Consider the following 25,165-nt stretch of genomic DNA (forward strand, 5'->3'; position numbering starts at 1 on the left):
GTGCGATGGGTGCAGCAGAGACGTCGGAGACGGTCGCAGCAGCCGTCGGCGCCTCATCGAGCCGGGTGGCTCAAGCGGTCCGCGGTGGGCGTGGCTTTGGCGACGTTGCTGCCGTTCGGGGTGTCGGTGGCAGAGGCCGGACATGCGGCCGCCGCCTTCAATCCGACGGGTATCGACTTCTGGGTCGATTCGTCGATGGGCCCGATCAAGTCGCGCATCTTCCGTGCGGCCGACGGCAACACCGGACGGGTGGTGTATGCCCTCGACGGTATGCGCGCCCAGGGCGACATCAGCGGCTGGGAGAAGGAAACCAACATCATCCCGGCGTTGGTCAACGCCAATATCAACGTGGTGATGCCGGTCGGCGGTCCGTCGAGCTTCTACGCCGACTGGAACGCGCCGAGCAACTTCTTCGGCATCGACACCGGTTCGGCCGGCTCGTCCGGCTCGGCCTCGACCGGCTCGGCGATGACCGGTTCCTCGAACTACAACGAGACGCTGGGCAAGGTCAACACCTACAAGTGGGAAAGCTTCCTCACCCAGGATCTGCCCAATGCCCTCAGTTCGCGGTTGGGCTTCAGCTCGCACCGCAACGGCGTCTTCGGCCTGTCGATGGGCGGTAGCGCCGCCCTGACCCTGGCCGCGTACCACCCGGACCAGTTCAGCTACGCGGGCTCGTTCTCGGGCTACCTGAACATCTCGGCGCCGGGTATGCGTGAGGCCATGCGCGCGGCGATGCTGAGCGCCGGTGGGTACAACATCGACGCCATGGCGCCGCCGTGGGGCCCGCAGTGGTTGCGGATGGATCCGTTCGTGTTCGCGCCGCGGTTGAAGGCCAACAACACTCGGCTGTGGGTCGCGGCCGGCAGCGGCATTCCGTCGCCGCAGGACGCGGTCGCCCCGCTCGACATCATCCAGGGGTCGCCGCTGGAGGCGTTGGCGCTGGCCAACACCCGCGCCTTCCAGGTCCGCATGATGACCCTGGGCGCCGGCAACGTGACCTACGACTTCCCGAACGTGGGTGTGCACAACTGGCACAACTGGGAGGACGAGGTCTATCGGATGCTCCCGGATATGTCGGCCAATATCGGCTGATATCAGCACGACTCACAGCCCCGCAGCGGATGTCCGCTGCGGGGCTGTGTCGTATGCGGAGCCGTCCTGACGACCTGTGCCGCAGATCACCTTTCGGACTATTTCCGTGTTGAATCATTCGGTCGCGCTACTCGATCACCGATACTCGATTGGTATCGAAGAACCCTGCAGTACAGCGGCGAGCGCCTTCGCCGAAACGCTTTGTCTGTGTTGTCCGGAACGAGCGGTGGTTCGTGCGGTGTGGGATCGGTTGCGACCGCCGCTTCTGGCGAAAGGCCGTGTCGATGCGAGTTGCGCGCAGGAAGCCGTTGCTCGGAGAAAGGCCCGGTCACGGGCCGGGTTCGTGGCTCAGGCGCTCGGCGCTGGGCATGGCATTGGCACTGTTGCTGCCACTGGGAGTTTCGGTACTCGGCAACGGCCCGACCGCATCGGCGGCATTCGACCCGTCGGGCTTCGACTTCTGGGTTGATTCTCCGGTGATGGGCGCGGTCAAGTCCCGTATTTTCCGGGCCAAGGACGGCAACACCGATCGCGTGGTCTACGCGCTTGACGGTTTGCGGGCACCCCAGACGTTGAACGGCTGGGAGATCGAGACGAATGTCGCGCAGGTGCTGACCGACTGGAATATCAACGTGGTCATGCCGGTCGGCGGCCAATCCAGTTTCTACGCCGACTGGAATGCGCCCAGCTCGTTCTTCGGCGTCCCGCCGAGCAATTTCGGTTCGGCCAACACCGGATCCGGTGCGACCGAGGCATTCCTGGGCGGGCCGGGGAAGGACTATCGCTACGACTGGGAGACGTTCCTGACCGGCCAGTTGCGCAATGCCCTGCGTGATCGGCTCGGGTTCCGGGCCAGCCGCAACGGGGCGTTCGGATTGTCGATGGGTGGTAGCGCCGCGCTGACGCTGGCCGCGTATCACCCGGACCAGTTCAGCTTCGCCGGATCGTTCTCGGGCTATCTGAACATTTCCGCCCCCGGTATGCGGGAGGCGATTCGGATGGCGATGATCGACGCGGGCGGTTACAACGTCGATTCGATGGCTCCGCCGTGGGGCCCGCAGTGGTTGCGAATGGACCCGTTCGTATTCGCGCCGCGCCTGATCGCGAACAACACCCGGCTCTGGATCGCCGCCGGCAGCGGTGTGCCGTCGCAGGAGGACCTGGGCCTGCCACTGCCGGCGGCCGCCGACCACATCATGCGCGGTGCGCCGCTGGAGGTGCTGGCATTGGCGAATACCCGGGCGTTCCAGGTGCGGATGGCGACGCTGGGCGCGACCAACGCGGTGTATTCGTTCCCGAATGTCGGTGTGCACGACTGGTTCAACTGGCAAGCCGAGGCATACCGGATGATTCCGGACCTTTCGGCGAATATCGGCTGAACATCCGCGACATCTCGGGCCCCGGCCGAAACCGCCGGGGCCCGAGCCATGTTCGGTGTTTCCTGGTGAAATTCTCCGGCGCAGTAGTTGATTCGTCATTTCACGCTGTCATTTCCGGCCGGACGCGATAGGGTCACTGCACGATTACGAATGGCGCACGGGCGGATTTCAGCCACCCGGCGGGGTCCGTGTTGCTAACGATTGGGCGGTCGAATATCGTCCAGCGAGCGCAAGTGTGACCGTTCGTAGCCGCGGCGTCGCTCATGTCGAAAGGTCGGGTTCGACGTGGGTGCAGATCATGCCGTCGCTGACGGAAGTGGTCGTGGCGCGGCGACAACAGCAGACAGCAGCAGAAAGAGAGCAGTATCCATGCGTTTCGGCAGGTCGGCCGCGCCGGTTTCGCATTCGGCGCTCGCGCCGGAGTCAGCCCCCAGAGGGCGGCGAGGCGCTCAGCGTGGTTGGCGCACACGACTTCTCGCTGCGGGTGCCGCGATGGCACTCCCGATTGCGGCGGGCATCATGGCCCCGGCCGCCATCGCCGCTCCCGTTCACGCACCCGTGCACCAGACTCCCGCGGGCGGCTACGACGAACTGATGGTTCCGTCGAGCATGGGCCCCATCAAGGTGCAGGTGCAGTGGGCGCGCAACGGCGGTAACGCGGCGCTGCTGCTGCTGGACGGCCTGCGTGCGCGTGACGACCGCAACGCCTGGTCGTTCGAGACCAACGCGCAGCAGATGTTCGGCAACGACAACGTCACCCTGGTGATGCCGGTGGGTGGCCAGTCCAGCTGGTACGCCGACTGGCAGGGCCCGAGCAACACCAACGGCCAGAAGTTCACCTACAAGTGGGAAACGTTCCTCACCAAGGAACTTCCGGACTTCCTCAGCAACTACGGGGTTTCGCGGACCAACTACGCGGTCGCCGGTCTGTCGATGAGTGGTCCGGCGGCGCTGCGCCTGGCGGCGTTCCACCGGGACCAGTTCAAGTACGCGGCCTCGTTCTCCGGTCCGCTGAACTGGAACGCCCCCGGTATGCGCGAGGCGATTCGCGTGATGATGCTCGACGCCGGCCGCTTCAACGTCGACTCGATGGCCGCGCCGTGGAGCCCGCAGTGGCTGCGTTCGGACCCGATGGTGTTCGCGCCGCAGCTGCGTGGTCTGCCGATGTACATCTCGGCCGCCAGTGGTCTGCCCGGTCAGTACGACCACCCGAACGGCCTTGTCGGTGCGTTCAATACCGGTAACGCCATGGGCATCGAGCTGATCTCGATGGTCAGCACCCACTCGTTCAAGGCTCGCCTGGACTCGCTGGGCATTCCGGCCGCCTACGACTTCCCGCCCACGGGCACCCACGCCTGGCTTTACTGGCAGGACGAGCTGGCCAAGGCTCGCACGGGCATTCTGGCCGCACTGAACGCCTGATCAAGGGTCGTAACAACAGCTGAACCCGGCGCCGCGCAGATCTGATCTGCGCGGCGCCGGCATGTTGCGGGCGGGCGCCGTTTGCGTTGTGCGCTGCGATTTCTCAGGTTTGCTGTCCGCGCGTCCTACCGCCTCGAGCCGTCCGGGCGCGGTACAACACTCCTGTGGCAGGTGTGGCATCTGGTAGACGGGGGACGGTTCGTCGCGGCCGCTGGGGCCGTCGACGACTCGCGATGCTGGCCGCTGCCGTGGTCGTGCCGATCGCCTCCGGAATCAGCGTCGCACCGCTCCCGGCATGCGCCGAACCCGCCGCGGTGCCCGCACCGGCCGGGGCGACGATCGAGAAGGTCGTCTGGCTGACCGATCGCCGCGTCGCCCTGTGGGTGAATTCGCCGTCCATGGGTTCACCCGTCCAGGTGCAACTACTGCTGGCCCGCGACTGGAATTCCCGCCCGGACGCACGATTTCCACTGCTGTTCATGCTCGACGGCCTGCGCGCTCAGGACGACGAGAGCGGCTGGACCAAGGATGCCGGGGCCGTCGACTTCTACGCGGACAAGAACGTCACCGTGGTGCTGCCCATCGGCGGCCAGTCGAGCTTCTATTCCGACTGGGTGCAGCAGGACAACGGCAAGAACTACAAGTGGGAAACCTTCCTGACCAAGGAATTGCCGCCACTGCTGGAGAACCAGTGGCGCGCCACCGATGCCCATGGCGTCGAGGGGCTTTCGATGGGCGGTACGGCCGCGATGTTCCTGGCCGGCCGCAATCCCGGCTGGGTGAAGTACGCGGCATCATATTCGGGCTTCCTCACCACCACGAGTGTCGGTATGCCACAGGCGATCATGTTCGCGATGCGCGACGCCGGCGGATTCGACGCCAACGCCATGTGGGGTCCGCCGACGAATGCCGAGTGGTCCGAACACGATCCGTATCAGCTGGCGCCCAAGCTCAAGGGCATCAGCCTGTACGTTTCCGCCGGCAGCGGCACCACCGGTGCCTTCGACAAGCCTTCCGACATCCCGGGCATCAGCACCAATTACGCCGGGATGGGCCTGGAAATGCTGTCCCGGCTGACCAGTCAGAACTTCGTCGACAAGCTGAACAAGCTGTCGATCCCGGTCCAGGCCAATTACCGCCCCTCCGGCACACATTCGTGGCCGTACTGGGATTTCGAGATGCGTCAGTCCTGGCCACAGGCCGCGGCCGCGCTCGGCGTGGAGGCCGACAAACCCGCCTGCGCGGTGAACGGCGCGGTCGCCGCGGCCGTGCAGATCGACAAGTGGCTGGGTGACTGCGTTACCGGCGAATACCAGGTGACCAACGGCAGCGCGCAGGACTTCAAGGGCGGCCGGATGTTCTGGTCGCAGGCCACCGGCGCGCATGCGGTCGCGGGAGCGATCGGCGGGACCTACCAGGCGACGGCCGGACCGGGCGGCCCGCTGGGCTTGCCCACCGCCGCCGAACAGCCACTGCCGGACGGTCAGGGCCGCTTCCAGACCTTCCAGGGCGGTTCGGTCTATTGGACGCCGCAGACCGGCGCCCAGGTGATCCGCGGCGCGATTCTCGCCGAATGGGAGCGGCAGGGCTTCGAACGTGGACCCGCCGGCTATCCGACCGGGCCGGAGGCCAGGACGCCGAACAAGGACGGCGTGGTGCAGGGCTTCCAGGGCGGTCCCATGTACTTCAGCGACAAGACCGGGGCGCACCGGGTGCAGGGCCTGATCCTCGGCAAGTACGCGCAGATGGGCTTCGAGAACAGCTGGCTCGGTTTCCCGGCCGCCGAGGAACAGCCGACCAAGGATCTGGGCCGCTACAGCAAGTTCGAGGGCGGCAACATCTACTGGAGTCCGCTCTCGGGGGCATGGGCCGTGCGCAACGGCCCGATCATGGACGCGTGGGGGCAGCAGGGCTTCGAGAACGGCAAGCTCGGCTACCCCATCAGCGACGAGTTCCCGGTGCCCGGGGGCGTGCAGCAGAACTTCCAGACCGGATTCGTCGTCGTGCGCGACGGCAAACCGCCCGAGGTACACGGAGCCTAGGGCGATAAATCACCTTTAAGTGGTTGATGAGGGTTCCGGCCATGGGATCCCTGTCCGCGCCGGTTGCCGTTAACCTGGAGCGCGACCTGCTAGGAGTTCTAGCCCTCAGCGAACTAGATCGAGGACACGATTCATGCTTCGGACCCGTCCGGTCGGAGAACGGTACATCGCCGGTGGCAAGGTCGCCGGCATCATGGTCGCGCTGGCGGCCACGGGATTACTGGCCGCCTGCGGCGGTAACGATTCCACGGCGTCGAGCACGCCCACGTTGAAGCCGTCCACCACGACCGCCACGGTCGCGCCCGCGCAGAGTGCGCCGAACAGCGCGCCGGCGGCGCCCGAGCCCACCCAGGAACAGGCCCCGGCCACCAGCACCGCGAACGAGCGTCCGGAGCCGGCGCAGCCGAACTCGGGTGACAACACGCAGCTGTCGGCGAAGGATCAGGCCTATCTGGACGAGTTGAAGAAGCGCGGGGTGAATCCGTCCAGCCCGGACATCGCGATCACCGCGGCCAACTACGTCTGCCAGAGCAAGGCGAGCGGCGCCTCCGATCAGGAGGTCAAGACGTTCGTGAACGCGATGGCGGGCACCGACCCGTCCTTCGATCCGCAGAAGATGTCGGTTGAACAGGCGGGCCAGATCTACATCGACGTCGCGACCCAGTCCTACTGCAACAAGTGAACGCGCGACGACGTTCCGGATACGCCGCGGGCGGTCCCGGCCGCAACCGGCGGCCGGGCTGTCTGCTGTTCGTGCTGATCGCGGTCCTGGTGGCGATCGTGGCGCTGGTGCTGTGGTTCGTGCTCGCGGGCCGGCTGCACGTCCCGAAGCCGGGACCGCCGAAGCCCGGTAAGCCCAGCAGCCAGCCCGCCTCCTGCCCGGATGTGCAGTTACTGGCGATTCCCGGCACCTGGGAGTCGAACAGCAACGACGACCCGCACGATCCGACGGCCAATCCGGCGTCGTTGATGCTGCATGTGACCAATCCGGTGCGCCAGCAGTTCCCGGAGTCCCGGCTCGACGTCTACACCGTCCCCTACGTCGCGCAATTCTCAAATCCGATCGCGCTTCCGCCGGACGGTCAATCGTCCTACAACAACAGCCGGTCCGAGGGTACGCAGCGTGCGCTGGCGGAACTCACCGATATGTCGAAGAACTGCCCGCTCACGAACTATGTGATCGCCGGATTCTCGCAGGGCGCCGTGATCGCGGGTGATATCGCGGCGCAGATCGGCGCCGGGCAGGGACCGGTCGCCGCCGACCAGGTTCTCGGTGTGACGCTGATCGCCGACGGCCGTCGCGTGAATGGGCCCGGGCAGGCCGGTGAGATCGGGGTCTCCCCGCCGGGTGTGGGCGCGGAGGTCGCGCTGAAGGGCCTGTCGGTTCCGGGCATCACCATGACGGGGCCACGTGCCGGCTTCGGTTCGCTGGCCGGGCGCACGAACACCATCTGCGCGCCCGGGGATCTGATCTGCGACGCCCCGCAGCAGGCGCTGAATCCGGTGAATGTCGTGCCCAGCCTGATGACCCTGGTCCATGCCGTGGGCAATCCGGTGCACAGCCTCTACAACACCTTCCAGGTGGACGATCAGGGCACCACGGCCACCCAATGGGCGGCCGCCTGGGCCGAGGGGCTGATCAAGGACGCGCCCCACCCGGCGCACGGCTGACGACCAGCGGTGACCGCGGTCGCCGGAGCTCCCGGGAAAAAAGTAAACCCGAGGGTCACTCAGATTTTGGTGAAGGCTGTAAAGTGCAGCGATGATCGCGCCACAGCGCACATCCGCACAGCCAGGAGCAGAGAGTTCATGACAGAAGCCGCCGCCGCCGGCGCGACCAGCGGTGTCGAGATGACAGCGCTGGGTGTTCCGGCGCGCGCGTTCCGATTCGCTGCTGCCGGTGAAGGAAATCAGCAGGAGGGCGGTGCGCGGAAATTCGTCAAGCTCGCCCAGCAGGCCGAGGAATACGGATACGACTCCTTCGCGATTCCGGACCACCTCGGCCCCCAGGTCGGACCGATCGCCGCGCTCGGCGCGCTGGCCGTGGCCACCGACCGCATCCGGATCGGAACCTCGGTGCTGGCCAACGGTTTCCGGCATCCGGTGGTGCTGGCCAAGGACGCCGCGACCATCGACGTGCTCTCGCGCGGGCGGCTGGAACTCGGCGTCGGCGCGGGCTGGATCAAGAGCGAATTCGAAGCCGCCGGCCTGCCCTACGAATCGCCGGGCGTGCGGTTGGAGAAGCTGGACGAGGCGCTGACCATTCTCGATGTGCTCCTGCGCGGGCAGGAATGCCATTTCGAGGGCAAGCACTATCAGGTGCGCGGCATCAAGGGCACGCCGCGGCCGCGGCAGGGCCCGCGCCCGCCGCTGGTGACCGGCGGTGGCGGCCCCAAGATGTTGCGGCTGGCCGCCAAGCACGCCGACATCATCTCGGTCGTGCCGCGCACGACCAAGACCGGTAAGGGCCTGCTGTCGGGAATCACCCTCGAGAAGACCATCGAGAAGGTGAATCTCATCAAGGAGGCCGCCGGGGACCGGTTCCCCGACATCGAACTCAACTGGACCATCACCGCCGTCGTGATCACCGACGATCGCGAGCGCACGGCCGAGATGGCGTTGGCCGCCCTTGACAAGGGTTTGCACCCGGATCTCGAGGTCGATGTCCAGCTGTCGGTGGAAGACATCCTGAATTCGCCCTATGTGGCCATCGGCACATTCGAGGAGATCGCCGAGCAGATCCGTAACGTGCGGCGATTGACATCGATGTCCTATGTCGGAGTGTTTCCGACCCAGATGGATGCTTTCGCACCGGTGATCCCCTTGCTGCGAGAGGAGCCGTAGCGAGTCGCCACCGTGCAAGCCGGGGAATCGTTCGGCTCGCTCCGGAGACCGCTTCGGGGCCTGCTCTGTAACATGTCCCTGGCTCGAGTACATCTAGCCGATAGGTGGTCACCGCGCAGACCACCGGAAAAAGCTGCAGGCATGCTCTCGCACCACAGAGCGCCCGCGGGTGAAAGAGAGTCGGGGCCTCACAGGTAACAGCGGCCATGTCGCCGTGCTGCGTGTGCCTCGGAGGAGAAGGAATGACGGACGAGACTTTCGACGATTACCTGGACGAAACCGGGAACATCGCAATTCCCGAGGGCCGCACCCTGGTCGATTACGTCGAGAAGCACACCCGCAACGATGCGAACGATCTTGCGTATCGCTATATCGACTACTCCCGCGAGCGCGACGGGGAGTATCAGGACCTGACCTGGAAGGAATTCGGCGTCCGGCTGCGCGCGGTGGCCGCTCGCCTGCAACAGGTGACCAAACCCGGCGACCGGGTGGCGATCCTGGCGCCGCAGGGCCTGGACTATGTGATCTCCTTCTTCGCCGCCATCTACGCCGGCACCATCGCGGTGCCGCTGTTCGATCCGGACGAGCCGGGCCACACCGACCGCCTGCATGCCGTGCTGGGCGACTGCAAGCCGTCGGCGATTCTGACGGCCAGCTCCTCGGCCGCCGGCGTGCGCCAGTTCTTCCGGCCGCTGCCGGCCGCGCAGCGTCCGCGCATCATCGCCGTCGACGCAGTGCCCGACACTCTCGGCGAGTCCTGGGTGCGGCCGAATCTGGCCGTCGACGACATCGCCTACCTGCAGTACACCTCGGGTTCGACCCGGACCCCGGCCGGCGTGGAGATCACCCACCGGGCGGTCGGCACCAATCTGCTGCAGATGGTTCACGCCATCAACCTGGACTGGAATTCGCGCGGTGTCACCTGGCTGCCGCTGTACCACGACATGGGCCTGCTGTGCGTGATCCTGCCGGCGATCGGCGGTAAGTACATCACCATCATGTCGCCGAGCGCCTTCGTCCGGCGCCCGGGTCGCTGGATCTCCGAGCTCGCCGCGGTCTCCGACGGTGCCGGCACCTTCGCCGCCGCGCCGAACTTCGCCTTCGAGCACGCCGCGGCGCGCGGTCTGCCGAAGAACGGCGAAACGCTGGATCTGTCGAACGTGATCGGCCTGATCAACGGCAGTGAGCCGGTGACCACCTCGTCGATGAAGAAGTTCAACGAGGCCTTTGCCCCCTACGGGCTGCCCAAGACCGCGATCAAGCCCTGCTACGGCATGGCCGAGGCGACCCTGTTCGTCTCCGCGACGCGGGCCGAGGACGAGGCCAAGGTCATCTACGTCGACCGCAACGAACTCAACGCCGGCCGCGTGGTGAAGGTCGACCAGGGCGCGCCGAACGCGATCGCGCAGGTGAGCTGTGGCTACATCGCGCTGTCGCAGTGGGCCGCGATCGTCGACCCCGAATCCATCGACAGCCCCGAGGGCGCGCAGGAGCTGCCCGAGGGCCGCGTCGGTGAAATCTGGCTGCACGGCAACAACATCGGCATCGGTTACTGGGGTCGCGAGGAGGAAACTCGCAAGACCTTCAAGAACCTGCTGACCAACCGCCAGGCCGAGGGCTCGCACGCCGCCGGTACCCCGGACGACGCGATCTGGCTGCGCACCGGCGACTACGGCGTCTACGTCGACGGCGAGCTGTACATCACCGGCCGCGTCAAGGACCTGGTGATCGTCGACGGCCGCAACCATTACCCGCAGGACCTGGAGTTCTCCGCGCAGGAGGCCAGCAAGATGCTGCGCCCGGGCTTCATCGCGGCGTTCTCGGTGCCGGCCAACCAGCTGCCGGCCGAGGTCTTCGCCTCGGACAGCCACGCCGGTCTGAAGTACGACGCCGACGATGCCTCCGAGCAGCTGGTGATCGTGGCCGAGCGGGGCCCGGGCGCGCACAAGGCCGACCCGCAGCCGATCGCCGACGCGGTGCGCGGTGCGCTGTCGCAGCGTCACGGCGTGACCGTGCGTGACGTGCTGCTGGTGCCCGCCGGTTCGATTCCGCGTACCTCGAGCGGCAAGCTGGCACGCCGGGCGTGCCGGGCCGCGTATCTGGAGGGCACCCTGCGCGGCGGCTATCAGCAGCAGGCCTTCCCCGACGCACCGGACGAAGAGTAAGTCGTGTTCCCGGTGAATTCCCACCGTGCCGAGATCGGGGTTTCTCGTCGCCCCGGCCGGTCCGTTGGTCGCTGTGACGTGCCCGTTCGACGGGCCGGCCGGCAGCCCGCAGCGGTGTGGAATTCGCCGGGGGACGCGATCTGCCGGCGGGTTGTCCACAACCCGCGACTTATCCACATGACGGCGAATCGGCTGTCAATCCCCGCCCGCGCAACATTCGCACACAGGTAGCTTGAGGAATTGATGGCTGACAACGAGGGCACCCAGACGACGGCAACCACCGGCGACGCGAACGCCGAGGTGGAGCAGCAGACCACTGCGACCGAACAGAGTGTGACCGAACCGGGCGGCACGGCGAAATCCGGCGGCACCGATATGTCGGTGGCCGAGCTGCGCGAGTGGCTGCAGCGCTGGGTCGCCGACGCCACCGGCCAGCCCATGGAGCAGATCACGGTCGACCGGCCGATGGAGGAATTCGGCCTGGCCTCCCGTGACGCGATCGCCCTGGGCGGTGATATCGAAGAGCTCACCGGCGTCCTGCTGAACGCGACGATCGTGTATCAGCACCCGACGATCGCGGCGCTCGCCGAGCGGATCATCAACGGTGAGCCGGAGGCGCCGGAGGAGGCGGCCGACGACGCCTTCTACACCGCCGGATACCAGCCGGGGGCGGCGCACGATATCGCCATCGTCGGTCTGTCCACGCGACTGCCCGGAGCAGGCGATACGCCGGAGTCGACCTGGGATTTTCTGATCAACCGGGGCGACGGCATCCGGGAGCTGCCCGAGGGCCGCTGGTCCGAATTCCTGGCCGATCCGGATATCGCGGCGGCCGTCGAGAACGGCAATACCCTCGGCGGCTATCTCGACCAGGATGTGATCAAGGGCTTCGACGCGGAGTTCTTCGCGATGTCGCCGGTCGAGGTCGAGCGCGTCGATCCGCAGCAGCGGCTCATGATGGAGCTGACGTGGGAAGCGTTGGAACACGCGCGAATTCCGGCGAATACCCTCAAGGGTGAATCGGTAGGCGTGTTCATCGGCACCTCGACCAACGATTTCTCGTTGATCGCCGCACTGGGGCTGGGCAAGTCGGACACCGACGCTCCGGCCTCGGCCGATGCCTACGCCCTCACGGGCGGCTCCACCGCGATCGTCGCCAACCGGGTGTCGTACTTCTACGATTTCCGCGGTCCTTCGGTAGCCGTGGACACCGCGTGCTCCTCGACCCTGGTGGCGGTGCACGACGCGGTGCGCGCCCTGCGCAACGGCGACGCCGACGTGGCGCTGGCCGGTGGTGTGAACATGCTGCTGGCCCCCGCGATCACGCTCGGATTCGACTCCATCGGCGCGGTCGCGAAAGACGGCCACATCAAAGCGTTTTCCTCCGATGCCGACGGCATGGTCCGCAGTGAGGGCGCCGGCATGGTGGTGCTCAAGCGCCTGGCCGACGCCGAACGCGACGGAGATCGAATTCTCGCGGTCGTGAAAGGCACTGCCGTCAACTCCGACGGCCGTTCCAACGGCATCGTCGCCCCGAATCCGGATGCCCAGGTCGATGTCCTGCGCCGCGCGTACCGGGATGCCGGTATCGCGCCCTCGACCGTCGACTACATCGAGGCACACGGCACCGGTACGCCGATCGGTGATCCGATCGAGGCCGACGCGCTCGGACGGGTGGTCGGCCGTGGGCGCGAAGACGACAAGCCGGCGCTGCTGGGTTCGGCGAAGACCAACTTCGGACATCTCGAATCCGGCGCCGGCGCCGCCGCCCTCGCCAAGGTGATTCTGGCGTTGCAGCACAACGTCATTCCGCCGAATATCGGCTACGCGGGGCCCAGCCCCTTCATTCCGTTCGATCAGGCACACCTGAAGGTCGTCGACGAGCCGACCGAATTCCCGCGCTACAGCGGTACCGCCACCATCGGCGTCTCCGGATTCGGATTCGGTGGCACCAACGCGCACGTGGTCATCCAGGAATACGTACCGGCCGCCGCCACCGATGAGGTGAAAGACGATGCGGCGCAGGATGCTTCGGCCGAAACCGAGCTCGACGCCGAACTCGACAACGAGGCGACCGATGTGCTCGCCGGTGCCGAGGCCATCATCCAGGGCAACGATCCGCTGGCCGAACCCGAGCCCGTCGCCGAGGCTGCCGAGTGGACGCAGGAACGCACCGAGCCCCTGCCGGTGATCCTGCCGGTTTCGGCCTACCTGCCGTCGCGCCGTCGCCGGGCGGCGAGCGACCTCGCCGACTGGCTGGAATCCGAAGCGGGACAGGCGACTCCGCTCGAGGATGTGGCACGGTCGCTGGCCAAGCGCAACCACGGGCGTTCGCGCGGCGTGGTGCTGGCGAAGACGCACGAGGAGGCCGTGGCCGGCTTGCGCGCCATCGCCGCCGGTAAGCCGGGACCGGGTGTGTTCACCGCCGATTCCCCGGCCGCCCAGGGCCCGATGTGGGTGCTGGCCGGATTCGGCTCGCACCACCGGAAGATGGGTAAGCAGCTCTATCTGGAGAATTCGATCTTCGCCCGGACCGTGGACGAGGTCGACGAACTGGTTGTCGACGAGGCCGGATATTCGGTCAAGGAGATGATTCTCGACGACGCCCAGGACTGGGATGTCGGCACCTCGCAGGTCGGTGTGTTCACCATCCAGCTCGGTCTGGCCGCGCTGCTGCGTGCGCACGGCGCCGAACCGGCGGGCGTGGTGGGACATTCGCAGGGTGAGGCGGCCGGTGCCTACATCTCCGGTGGCCTCCCGCTCGAGGACGCGGTGCGGGTGATCTGCGCACGCTCGCGGCTGATGGGCGAGGGCGAGCAGATGATCACCGACGACCAGGTGCGCAATATGGCCCTGGTCGAGTACAGCGCCGAAGATATCGAGAAGGTGCTGCCGGAGTATCCGGATCTCGAGGTGGCGGTGTACGCCGCGCCGACCAATACCGTGATCGGCGGGCCGCCCGACCAGGTGCACGCGATCGTGGCGCGCGCCGAGGCCGAGGGCAAATTCGCCCGGGTATTGCAGACTCGCGGCGCGGGACACACCTCGCAGATGGATCCGCTGCTGGGCGAGCTGGCCGCGGAGCTGGCCGGTATCGAGCCGACCAAGGTGACCACGGATCTCTACTCGACCGTGCACAAGGCGACCGTGTACAAGGCCGGTTCGGACCCGGTACACGATGTCGATTACTGGGTGACCAATATGCGCGGCTCGGTGTACTTCACCAACGCGATCCGCCGCGCCGTCGACGCCGGCATCACCACCTACCTGGAACTGGCGCCGAATTCCGTTGCGCTCATGCAGGTCATGGGCACGACCTTCGCCGCCGGTGTGCACAACGCGGCCCTGATCCCCACGCTCAAGCGTAAGGAGGACGAGGCCGCGGGCGTCATCTCCGCGCTCGCCCAGCTGTATGTGCAGGGCCATCCGGTCGACCTGGTGTCGCTGCTGCCCGCCGGTGACTACGCCGACGTGCCGCGAACGGCCTTCCTGCGCAAGGAGTACTGGCCCAAGGTCAGCATCGCGACGGGTTCGGGCAGCGGTCGCGCACCCGGTGCGCACGTGGCGCTGCCCGACGGCCGCCACGCCTGGGAGGTCGCGGCCTCGGCGGTCACCGATCTGGCCGGTCTGGTGAATGCGGCTGCGGCGCAGGTGTTGTCGGAGGTGGCACTGGGTGCGACCGTCGCGCATTCCCCGCTGCCGGCGTCCGGCACCCTGACCACGACGCTCACCCCGCATCCGGGCGGAGCCTCGGTGCAGGTGCACGTCCGCGAGGGCAATGCGTTCCGGCTGCTGTTCGATGCGGTGGTCACCGCGAGCGCGTCGTCTGGCAACGGAACACCGGCTCCCGCGGTCCAGCCCGCTCCCGCTCCGGCCGAGACGGACAGCGGCACAGCCGATCTCGTCGTCGCGGAGAGCTTCGGCGAACGCTGGGATCCGAACGGTACGCAGACCGTCGAGGAGCGCCTGGCCACCATCGCCGCGGAATCCATGGGTTATGCCGTGGAGGATCTGCCGATGGAGATCCCGCTGATGGAGTTGGGGCTCGACTCGCTGATGGCGATGCGGATCAAGAACCGCGTCGAATACGAATTCGACATCCCGTCGCTGCAGGTCTCCGCAGTACGCGATGCCAGCCTGAACGAGGTCGGCAAGGTGCTGCGCTACGCGATCGAGCACCGCGACCAGGTCGCGGCCATGGCGGAAAAGCAAGCCACCGAGGGTGGTTCGCTCACAGTGGACGACAACTTCGTCGCCGCCGCGCGCGCCGCGATGGAGGCCGGGGAGGACCCGGCCGCGGCGGTGAAGCAGCAGGTGCAGGCCGCCGAGCCGAAGCCGGCCGAGACGGTTGCTCCCGCCGGCGACGCGGCCGATGCGAAGACCGGATCCGAGAACGGCACCGCACCCGCGCAGGCGGCGGCAGTGTTCGGCGGCGGCCGTGACGCGGGCACCAAGGAACCGGAATCCGATGTGCCCCCGCGTGATGCGGCCGAGCGGTTGACCTTCGCGGCTTGGGCGATGGTGACCGGTAAGTCGGCCGGCGGCATCTTCAACACCCTGCCGATCCTCGACGAGGACACCGCGGAGAAGCTGGCCGCGCGCCTGTCGGATCGGGTCGGCAGCACCATCGACGTCGACGACGTGCTCGACTGCGAGACGATCGAACAGCTGTCGGATATCGTTCGCCGACACCAGGATTCGGCTACCGAGGTCGAAGGCTTCATCCGTCCGCTGCGGCCGCTGCCCGAGGGCTCGACCGCGATCCCGATCTTCGTCTTCCACCCCTCGGGCGGTAACACGCTGGTGTACGAGCCGCTGCTCAAGCGGCTGCCGGAGGGCACTCCGATGTACGGCTTCGAGCGGATCGAGGGCTCGATTCCCGAGCGGGCCCGCGAATACGCCGCCGAAATTCGCAAGATCTTCCCCTCCGGCCCGTATGTGCTCTACGGCTGGTCGCTGGGTGCGGTGTTCGCCCTGCAGGTCGCTCAGATCATGCGTGCCGAGGGCGACGACGTCCGGCTCGTCGGTCTGATCGACCTGGCGATCCCGGTCGAGGACGAGGACCCGTCGCCGGAGGGCCGCCGCGCGCGGATCGAGCGTTTCCAGGCGTTCGCGCAGAAGACCTACGGCATCGAGGGACAACTCGACGAGGAGATGCTGCAGGAACTCGCGGAGGCATCCGACGAAGAGCAGTACGAGATCATCATGAGCCTGCTCAAGTTCGCGGACGTCAAGATTCCCGGCGGTGTGCTGGAGCATCAGCGCACGTCCTGGCTCGACGGCCGCGATCTGCAGAAGGCTCAGCCGTCGCACTACGAGGGCGATGTGACGCTTTATCTCGCCGACCGCTATCACGACGGCATCATCGAGCTCGAGCCTCGTTTCGCCGATCGGCAGCCGAACGGCGGATGGGATGGTTACATCCCCAACCTGGAAGTCATCCACATCCCGGGTGACCACCTCCAGATCATCGATGAACCGCGCGTCGCGCAGATCGGTGCCGACCTCACCCGGAAACTGGCCGCGATCAGCACCGAAGCCGACGATGCACCCGGGAAGGGAGAGCAGTGAGTACGACCGCCGAGAGGCTTGCCGACCTGCGGAAGAAGCTGGAACTCGCGCAGGAGCCGGCCGGCGAAGCGGGGATTGCCAAGCGGGCCAAGAAGGGTATCCCCTCGCCGCGCGAGCGGATCAACATGCTGCTGGACCCGGGTACCTTCGTGGAAATCGGTGCGCTGGTTCGCAATCCGGCGGACAAGAACTCGCTGTACAGCGACGGTGTGGTCACCGGCCACGGGCTGGTGGAAGGCCGGCCGGTGGCGGTGTTCTCCCACGACCAGACCGTGTACGGCGGGACGGTCGGCGAGATGTTCGGCCGCAAGGTCGCCTCACTCATGCGCTTCGCCGCCAAGATGGGTTGCCCGCTGGTCGGCATCAACGACTCCGGCGGCGCGCGCGTGCAGGAGGCGGTGACCTCGCTGCGCTGGTACGGCGAGATGGCGATCGTTCAGGAATCGCTCTCGGGTGCGGTGCCGATGGTGTCGCTGATCCTCGGCAACTGTGCCGCCGGTGCGGTATATCAGCCGATCTGTACGGATGTGGTGATCGCCACCGCATCCGCGCACATGTTCGTCACCGGCCCACAGATCACTCGCGAGGCCACCGGTGAGGACGTGAGCGCCGACGAGCTGGGCGGCGCCTACAACCAGGCCGATTGGGGCAATATCCACCACGTCGCCAAGGATGAGAAGGCGGCGTTCGAGTGGGCGCGCGAATATCTGAGCTTCCTCCCGTCGAGCTGCCAGGAGGAGCCACCGATCGTCAATCCGGGGCTCGAGCCCGAGATCACCGAAACCGATCTGGAACTCGACAGCTTCGTCCCCGACTCCGACAACGCCAGCTACGACATGCACGAGGTGTTGCTGCGGATCTTCGACGACGGCGGCTTCCACGAGGTCGGGTCCGATATGGCCCGCAACATCATCACCGGTTTCGCCCGGGTCGACGGCCGGTCGGTCGGCGTCGTCGCCAACCAGCCGATGTACCTGGCGGGTGCGCTCGACGCCAAGGCGTCCGACAAGGCCTCGCATTTCGTGCGGATGTGCGATGCGTTCGAAATTCCGCTGGTGCTGGTTGTGGACACGCCCGGCTTCATGCCAGGTTTGGAGCAGGAGAAGGCCGGCGTCATCAAGCGCGGCGGCCGCTTCTTGTTCTCCTTCGTGGAGGCGACGGTTCCGAAGGTCACCGTCGTGGTTCGCAAGGCCTACGGCGGCGGCTGGGCGGTCATGGGGTCCAAGGCCCTCGGCGCGGATGTGTACTTCGCCTGGCCCACCGCCCGGATCGCCGTGATGGGTGCGGAGCAGGCGGTCGGCCTGGTCGGCCGTCGCCAGCTCGAGGCGGCCCCGGAGGATCAGCGTGAGGCCATCCGCAAACAGATGATCGACTTCTACAACGCGACCGCGGCCACCCCGTGGCCCGCGGCCGAGCGCGGTTACATCGATGCGGTCATCGAACCCTCGGCGACCCGCCTGGAGATCCGCAAGGCGCTGACGCTGCTGCGTGACAAGCGCCTGCAGCGCAACCCGCGCAAACACCACCTGCTGCCGCTGTAGACCGGCGCATGAGCGCACAGCGCCGCCCGCACCGCACGAGCGGTCCGGGTGGCGCTGTCGCGGGTATGCCGGGGTAACGCCCGGTTGAACGCCGGGTAGCGCGTGTCTTTCGTGGAATCGCCCGGTCGGCGGGCCGCCATATGAGAGCCTTCAGCTATGGGTAGCTCACCGAAGGCTGTACTCGAAGGCGGGCCGGCCGACCTGCCGCACCGCATCGTTCCCATCACCCCACCCGGCATCGAATTACGCGTGCAGAACGCCGGTGGCTACGAACGCTTCAAATCCACACCACGCCGCCAGGACACTCCCGAAGGCAATCTCCCGGTCTACGAGTGGATCGAACACGTCGACGTGTAGGCCCCGGCCCGGCAATCCCACATCGCTGCATACGACGACGGCGGGGGGGGGGCGGGATGTGGGGCGCCCCCCCCCCCCCGGCCCGGCCGCCTCGTAGCGCTCCAAGGTGCCCCAGTCACGAGCCCAGTTGTCCTTCAGATAGGTCGGGATCGTGGTGGAGCCCGCCAGCATCTGGGTGAAACCGAGCGGGCCGCCGAATTCCTCGGCCTGCCAGGTATCGGTCGAGCTCACCGCGAGCGGGCGGTCGGGCAGGATGCGGTAGTTCGGCATGGTCGCCACGCCGTAGCGGTGCGGGAACGGGTTCTGGCACGGGAACTGCAGGCCCACCGCCCAGTCCTCGAGCACCGGTTGCTCGGAGCCCAGGAAGTTGTTCAGCGTGACCATCTTCGGCACTCGCGGCGGTGTGAACGCCAGCCACTGGTCACCGATCAGCACATTGCGATTGGCCGAGATCCGCACCGCATCGGCGTCCGCGGCGATCTCCGACAGCGGAACGCGCAGGTTGCGCCACGACGGCGCCGGGCCGATATCGCGCGGGACGTAGCTGCCCTCGAACTTCACCGAACCGTCGGGCTGGCGTTTGCCGTACTCGAGCTTCAGGTCCTGGCCGTACTGCAGCGCCCCGGTCTGGTCGAAGGAGAGGATGCGGCCGGCCGCGGAGATGACCACCAGCGGTGCATCGGCCGAGCGAGCGGGCAGTTCGTACCAGCTCGAGGTCAGATGCGCGGGCTGCTGCAGGCCCTGCTGATAGCTGCCCATCACCGGGGTCGCCTTCGGGTCGAGGCCGTAGGGCAGTGCCACCGTGGAGCCGTTGATACCGGCCTCTTTCGTGGTGCCGCCGCCGGTGCCCGCGTTCTGTCCCTCGGCGAAGTTCGCGCCCACCGACTGGTTGGAGGTGTTACCGGTGCCCGGCTTCACCTCCACCGCATCGGCTTTCAGATCGTTCGGCACGCCGTTGGGATCGAAGCCGGTCGGGTCGACACCGGCCAGCGGATCGTTGTCCTTGGGCGGATGCGCGGGATCGATGATCGGATTCAACCGGCCCTGGTTCGGGTTCGTCTCGACCAGAACGTCATCGGCGATTCCGCAGCGGTTGCCGTCGACCGCGTCGACGTTGCCGCGGGCCAGTGAGTAGGCCGGGTACTGGGTCACTGCGCCCTTGGCCAGCGACAGCACCTCGAACAACACCATCGCCGCGGCGACGAGCGTCAGCGGAATGGCCGCGAACCGGCGAATGCGCTTGCCGCGCGAGGATTTCGAACTCTCCGGCGGTTTGGCGTAACCCTCGCGCAGCGCCTGCCAGGCCACCACCGCGAGCGCGAGGCCGAACAACACCAGCATCAGCGTGTTGGACTGGAAGCCGTGCAGGGAGACCGTCTTGTCGAACCACGGCACGCCGTAACTCGAGACGTACCAGTAGCCGTTGGTGCCGGAGAACGACAGCGCCAGGGCGAACAGCAGGGCGGCCAGGAAGATCGAGCGGTTCTTGCGCGACCGCAGCGCCGTCGCCGAAACCGCGACCGCCGTCACCGCCGCGAGCGCACCCGCGATGCCCGCGTACGCGCCGAAGTGGTGGGTCCACTTGGTCGGGTTGAACATCATGAAGAATATGGTTCCGCAGACCACCCCGATCAACCGCCAGGTCGGACCGCTGGAGATGCCGGGAATCTGCTTGCGCCGCAACAACACCAGGGCGGTGGTGATCAGGCACAGGATCATCACGATGAAGGCGAACCGGCGCGAGACCGAGCCGTCGACGGTCTGCACGAACAGGTAGTAGTAGCGCAGGTAGTCCTCGTACCAGGCCAGGTTCGGGCCGGTGAGGCGCCGCACGCGGTTGGCCTCCTGGATCCCGGCGAAGGTTTGGTCGCTGTAGACGACGGTGAGCACCAGGAAACCGGCCGCCGCGATCGGCGCCAGCAACGGTAGTGAGGATACGAATCCCGAAGCGCGCCAGCCGCTACCGGCACGCGCCTGCAGGTCGCGCTTGCGGCGCACCACGATTCGAATCAGCGGCCGGATACCGGCGAGCAGGGCGGCCACACACATCAGGCCGGTGGGCGCCGCGGCGAGGGTGAACGCCGCGACCAGTACCGCGCCGGCGGCGGGCAACAGGCGTCCGGTGGCGATCGCGCGTTCGATGGACACCCAGGTCAGCAGCGCGCCCAGCGCGACGATCGGCTCCGAGCGCAGGCCGTTGTCGTAGGGCAGCCAGAAGGCGAGGAACACCAGCCCGCCGGTCCACAGCGCGACCTTCGAGGTCCGCACGCTGCGGCCCAGTCGTGGCACCACCTCGCGGCTGATCACCATCCAGCACAGGATTCCGCACAGCAGCGCGGGGATGCGCACCCACGGGCTGGCCGTGGAGATCTGCGCGAAGACCTGGATGACGTCGTAGTACCAGCCGAACGGCGCCTCCGGCACGCCGTACCAGCGGAAGTAGTTGGCCAGATAACCGGCGTGCGGCGCCACTCGCACCATGGTCAGGATGTAGCCGTCGTCGGAGGTGTTGGCGCCGATGAAATGCCACACCAGCAGAATGCCCAGGACCGCGCCGTCGGCCCAGGTCGGCTTCAGCCAGTGCGCGGGGAAGAAGCGGCGGTGGCCGCGGCCGTCGTTGGTGTCGAGGCGGCCGAGCGCGGCCAGCGCGATGAGTGTGCACAGCACCGCGGCGATCATCGCGACCAGTTTGATCACGGTCGGCGAGGACGAGAAGCGGGAATCGACGGTCATGTGGAACGACAGCCCGGCCGGCGCCGCACCCTTCAGATCCGAGAACACGCCGACCACCTGCGGCCGCAGATCACCCTGCAGGGCACCGTCCACCGGCATGGTCACGGTTTCGGTGCCGCCGTCGGCGGCGGGCCGTTCGACCTGCTTGGTCAGGCCCTCGAAGTGGGCGTAGGTGCGGTCGATATCGGAGGTGATGGTGATGGCGGTGCAGCCCTCGAGCTCGCTGCGCTTCGCGGAGGCGACGATCGCGTTGCGGTCGACCACGTCGACCGAATCGCTGGTGACACGCACGAACATGCCCTCGAGCGCGGCGCGGTCGCCCTGCGGCGGCGCGGTGTTGAGCAGCATGCCGCCCTGGGGCAGCGCTGCCACCGTCGAACACGGGATGGATGCCCGCAGATCCACCGGGACCTGCGACATCAGCGGCGCCTCGACATTGCCGATGGTCCCGCCCTGCGGCCAGTTCACCTCGGCGGTGGTCTGCTGGACCGGCAGAAACGGGGTGGCGAGCGCGAAGATCGCGCCGAGCAGGCCGGCGATCACGGCGATCATCCGGGCGGTGCGGAAATCGCGCGACGTCACCGGTTGTTCGGCGACCGTCGGTTTTGTCAAGACAGCTGTTGCGGCGTCGGGCACGGATGGTGATGTTATCTGCCCACACTGAGAGTGACCGTGTTCACGGGAACGGTTCGGACCTATCGATTTTCCGAACCGTTGCCCGTATTTCCGCTACATACCGGTCGACCTGCTATTTCACTTTGATGGGCGCATCCTTGGCCCAGCCCCAGCGCGTCTGAACCGTCACCCCGACATCGGCCTGGCGCGCCTCCGGGACGTAGGGCGTGAACCGTTCCAGCGAACCCCAGTCGCGGCTCCAGTCGTCGTTCAGATAGGCGGGGATGGTCTGGGCCGACAGCAACAACCCGGTCCAGCCCAGCGGACCGCCGCCGATATCGTCCTGCCAGGCGTTGGAGGCGTCGGAACCGACTCGGTCCGGCAGGATGCGCCACTTCGGCACCTCGGCCACGCCGTCCTTGTGGTCGAACGGGCGCTGGCAGGGGAAGGCCAGGCCGACGTGCCAATCCTCGAGGACGGGATCGGTGTGTCCGACCACCGAATCGAGGGTGGCGAGCTTCGGCAGGCGTGGCGGTGTGACCGCGAGCCACTGCCGCGGCGTCAGATCGTTGGCGACCGCCACGATCCGCACCGCGTTGGTCCCGTCCGGAATGCGGTCCAGCGGCACCCGCATATTCCGCCACGACGGCGCGCCGCCTATATCCAGCGGTACGAACGAGCCCAGCGGCCGCACGGTGCCGTCGGCGGCGCGGTCGCCGAATTCGACGCGCAGATCCTGGCCGTAGGTGACCACGCCGTCGGCATTCACCGATTTGATCCGTCCGGCCGCGGTGACCACCAGGACCTTGCGGTCCGGATCCTGACGGGCGCCGGGCAGGTCCATCCGATACCAGCCCGAGGTCAGATGCGCCTGCTGTTTGGTCCCGGTGGTGTAGCTGCCCAGCACCGGGGTGCGGGCCGGATCCAGACCGAACGGCAATGCGACGGTGCTGCCGTTGACACCCGCCTGCTGTGTGGTGCCGCCGCCGGTGCCCGCGGTGGTGGTGCGGGTGGTCTTGTTCGCGGAATCGGCGTTGACCGAATTCGCGCCGCCGGTGGTCGTCTCCTCGGCGTCGGCGGTCAGATCCTTGGCCACACCGTTCGGGTCGAAGCCCACACTGTCGGCGCCGAGCGCGTCGGCCGCGGAACCGGAGTAGGGCTGCAGCAGGGAATCGGCGGTATCGGTTTCGGTGAGGACCGCGTCGGCCAGGGAGCAGGGATGTCCGCCCAGGGCACGGATATTCGACTTCGCGATGGAATAGGCCGGATATTGCGTAATCGCACCCTTGCCGAGGGAGGCGACCTCGAACAGCACCATGACCGCGGCCGCGATGGTCAGCGGTTGCACCGCCCACATGTCGAACCGCCTGCGGCCCTCGGCCTTTCGATACGGCTCGCGATAGTACTGATACGCCGCCAGCAGCAGGCACAGCACCGCGAGCCCGAGGAACAGCGTCGAGAGGCCCTTACCCGCGATCAGCGGCGCCTTGTCGTACCACGGCACACCGTAGCTGGAGACGTACCACCAGCCGTTGGATCCGGTGAACGTGATCGCCAGCAGGAAGAACACCGCGGCCGCGAACAGTGAGCGGTTGTAGCGGGCGCGAATTCCGTTGATACCCACCGCGACCGCGGTCAGCGCCGCGAGCGAACCGGCCAATCCGGCATAGACGCCGAAGTGGTGGGTCCACTTGGTGGGGGTGAACATCATCAGCAGCAGCGACATGAACACGATGCCGAGGATGCGGGCCGAAGGGCCCTTCGAGGTACCCGGAATGCGGCCGTTCTTGCGCAACATGACCAGAACGCACACCAGCAGGCACAGCAGCATGCCGAGAATGCCGAACCGGCGCGCCAGCGAGCCGTCCGGCGCGAGCATCAGCAGCGAGTCCCAGCGGGTCCGCTCGTCGAACCAGGCCACATTCGGTCCGATGAGCTTGCGGACCCGGGTCGCCTCCATCACCGAGGCCAGTGTCTGATCGGCGAAGACCACCACCAGGACCAGTGCTCCGGCGGCCGCGCCCGGCGCGAGCAGGGCGCCGTACCGCAGTATCGCCGCGCGGGCCGGACCGCCGCCGCGGGCGCGGGAGATGATGTGCTGCAGGACCGGTCGCGAGCCGGCGACCAAGGCGGCGATGCAGATCAGGCCGGTCGGCCCGGCGGCGAGCGAGAACGCCGCGATCAACACCGCGATCGCGGCGGGCAGCAGTCGTCCGGTCGCGATCGAGCGTTCGATCGAGCACCAGGTCAGCAGCGCGCCCAGGGCGATCAGCGGTTCGGGGCGCAGACCGTTGTCGTAGGGTAGCCAGGCGACCAGGAACACCAGCCCCGCCGTCCACAGCGCCACGGTGTCGCGGCGGACGCGAGAACCCAGGCGCGGCAGCACTTCCCGGCTGATCACCAGCCAGCACAGCACGCCGGCCAGCAGGGCCGGCAGCCGCATCCACCAGCCGGTGTCGCTCACCCGGGTCATCCAGGCCAGCACCTCGTACGGCCAGCCGAAGGGCGCCTCGGCCACTCCGAACCAGCGGTAGTAGTTGGCCATATAGCCCGAATGTTTCGACGCCCGGGCCATATTCAGGATGTAGCCGTCGTCGGAGGTGTTGGCGCCGATGATGTGCCAGACCACCAGGGTGCCCAGCACCACCACATCCGCGACGGTGACCCGCCACCAGTGGGCCGGCAGGAAGCGGCGCGGTCGTCGCCCGTCGGCGGTATCGATCAGGTGCAGGCAGATCAGTGCGATGAGGGTGAAGACGACCGCGCCGATGATCGCGGCCAGCTTCAGCGGGCTCGGCGTCGACGAGAAGCGCGAGTCGATGGCGGCGTGCAGGTGGGCGTCACCGAGCTGCGCTCGCGTCAGATCGGTGAAAACGCCGACGATTTGGGGTCGCACATCGCCGCCGACGGTATTGGTGAACGGTGTGCCGTCCTGCCGTGTCACACCGGTGAATTCGGCCGTCGTGGCCTGGGCCGTGGAGGTGACGACGAAGCGCGCGCAGCCACCCACCTCGGCCAGCGGCGCCGAGAGCAGCGGAATATCGCGCAGCAGCACCGAGAGTGTGCGCCCACCCGGCTCGTCGGTGACCTTGGCGATCAGACCCTTCGCGGAGGCATTGGGTGCGTCGGCGGGCACCGTGGACAAGACCGTGCCGCTGGGCAGTTCGCGTAGCGCACTGCACGGCAGCGAGGCGTCGACGGTGAGCGGCACATACGACACCAGCGGCGCGTTCACCGGGACCGATTGCGGCTGCGGCCAATCCAGGCTCGCCCGGTCCTCCCGCACCGGCAGCAGCGGTGTGAGCACCGCGAGGGCGACGGCGATCAACCCCGAGAGGAGGGCGATCACGCGGATGCGGGGAAACGCTGGAGAGTCTGCGCGCACCCAGCGATGCTAGGCG

At 67.3% G+C, this 25,165-nt stretch carries 12 protein-coding genes and 1 pseudogene; 11 read left to right on the forward strand and 2 right to left on the reverse strand.

All coding sequences use genetic code 11. The annotated features are described in order from the left end of the window. Window positions 1-90 precede the first annotated feature (90 nt). The 11 genes and pseudogenes from IG65_RS0121810 to IG65_RS39225 all read left to right on the forward strand — a co-directional run. The gene (locus IG65_RS0121810) at window positions 91-1,095 is read left to right on the forward strand and encodes an alpha/beta hydrolase family protein (RefSeq protein ID WP_255359475.1); all 1,005 of its coding nucleotides are present in this window, start codon (window positions 91-93) and stop codon (window positions 1,093-1,095) included. A 368-nt stretch (window positions 1,096-1,463) separates the two neighbouring features. After that, window positions 1,464-2,474, forward strand: coding sequence for an alpha/beta hydrolase family protein (locus tag IG65_RS0121815; protein WP_231509339.1), 1,011 nt, complete (start codon window positions 1,464-1,466; stop codon window positions 2,472-2,474). Window positions 2,475-2,966: 492 nt separating this feature from the next. Next, window positions 2,967-3,896, forward strand: coding sequence for an alpha/beta hydrolase family protein (locus IG65_RS0121820; RefSeq protein WP_036525379.1), 930 nt, complete (start codon window positions 2,967-2,969; stop codon window positions 3,894-3,896). A gap of 233 nt (window positions 3,897-4,129) precedes the next feature. Next, a complete protein-coding gene (locus IG65_RS0121825; protein WP_030516804.1) occupies window positions 4,130-5,938 on the forward strand; it encodes an alpha/beta hydrolase-fold protein in 1,809 nt (602 codons plus the stop codon). Window positions 5,939-6,071: 133 nt separating this feature from the next. Beyond that, window positions 6,072-6,620, forward strand: coding sequence for a DUF732 domain-containing protein (locus IG65_RS0121830; protein WP_169812448.1), 549 nt, complete (start codon window positions 6,072-6,074; stop codon window positions 6,618-6,620). Beyond that, window positions 6,617-7,609 (forward strand): cutinase family protein, encoded by a 993-nt coding sequence (locus IG65_RS0121835; protein WP_051756619.1) that lies wholly within the window; start codon window positions 6,617-6,619, stop codon window positions 7,607-7,609. Before IG65_RS0121830 ends, IG65_RS0121835 begins: the two co-directional genes overlap by 4 nt. A gap of 138 nt (window positions 7,610-7,747) precedes the next feature. Next, the gene (locus tag IG65_RS0121840; RefSeq protein ID WP_030516807.1) at window positions 7,748-8,782 is read left to right on the forward strand and encodes an LLM class F420-dependent oxidoreductase; all 1,035 of its coding nucleotides are present in this window, start codon (window positions 7,748-7,750) and stop codon (window positions 8,780-8,782) included. A 242-nt stretch (window positions 8,783-9,024) separates the two neighbouring features. Further along, complete coding sequence (gene fadD32, locus IG65_RS0121845; protein ID WP_030516808.1) at window positions 9,025-10,947, forward strand: long-chain-fatty-acid--AMP ligase FadD32; 1,923 nt, start codon at window positions 9,025-9,027, stop codon at window positions 10,945-10,947. A gap of 243 nt (window positions 10,948-11,190) precedes the next feature. Then, window positions 11,191-16,518, forward strand: a complete 5,328-nt coding sequence (gene pks13 / locus IG65_RS0121850) for a polyketide synthase Pks13 (protein ID WP_030516809.1) — start codon at window positions 11,191-11,193, stop codon at window positions 16,516-16,518. After that, the gene (locus IG65_RS0121855) at window positions 16,515-18,059 is read left to right on the forward strand and encodes an acyl-CoA carboxylase subunit beta (RefSeq protein WP_030516810.1); all 1,545 of its coding nucleotides are present in this window, start codon (window positions 16,515-16,517) and stop codon (window positions 18,057-18,059) included. The genes pks13 and IG65_RS0121855 overlap by 4 nt, the downstream gene beginning before the upstream one ends. A 156-nt stretch (window positions 18,060-18,215) precedes the next feature. Next, window positions 18,216-18,344: pseudogene (locus IG65_RS39225) on the forward strand (DUF5988 family protein); the annotation flags it as partial. Here IG65_RS39225 and IG65_RS0121860 read toward each other — a convergent pair. Both IG65_RS0121860 and IG65_RS0121865 read right to left on the reverse strand, forming a co-directional pair. Continuing rightward, complete coding sequence (locus tag IG65_RS0121860; protein WP_369801576.1) at window positions 18,303-21,785, reverse strand: arabinosyltransferase domain-containing protein; 3,483 nt, start codon at window positions 21,783-21,785, stop codon at window positions 18,303-18,305. The pseudogene IG65_RS39225 and the gene IG65_RS0121860 sit on opposite strands and share 42 nt — an antisense overlap. Window positions 21,786-21,897: 112 nt before the next feature. After that, window positions 21,898-25,149, reverse strand: coding sequence for an arabinosyltransferase domain-containing protein (locus IG65_RS0121865; protein ID WP_030516812.1), 3,252 nt, complete (start codon window positions 25,147-25,149; stop codon window positions 21,898-21,900). Window positions 25,150-25,165 lie beyond the last annotated feature (16 nt).

This window comes from Nocardia sp. NRRL WC-3656 (assembly GCF_000720265.1).
Classification (GTDB): domain Bacteria; phylum Actinomycetota; class Actinomycetes; order Mycobacteriales; family Mycobacteriaceae; genus Nocardia; species Nocardia nova.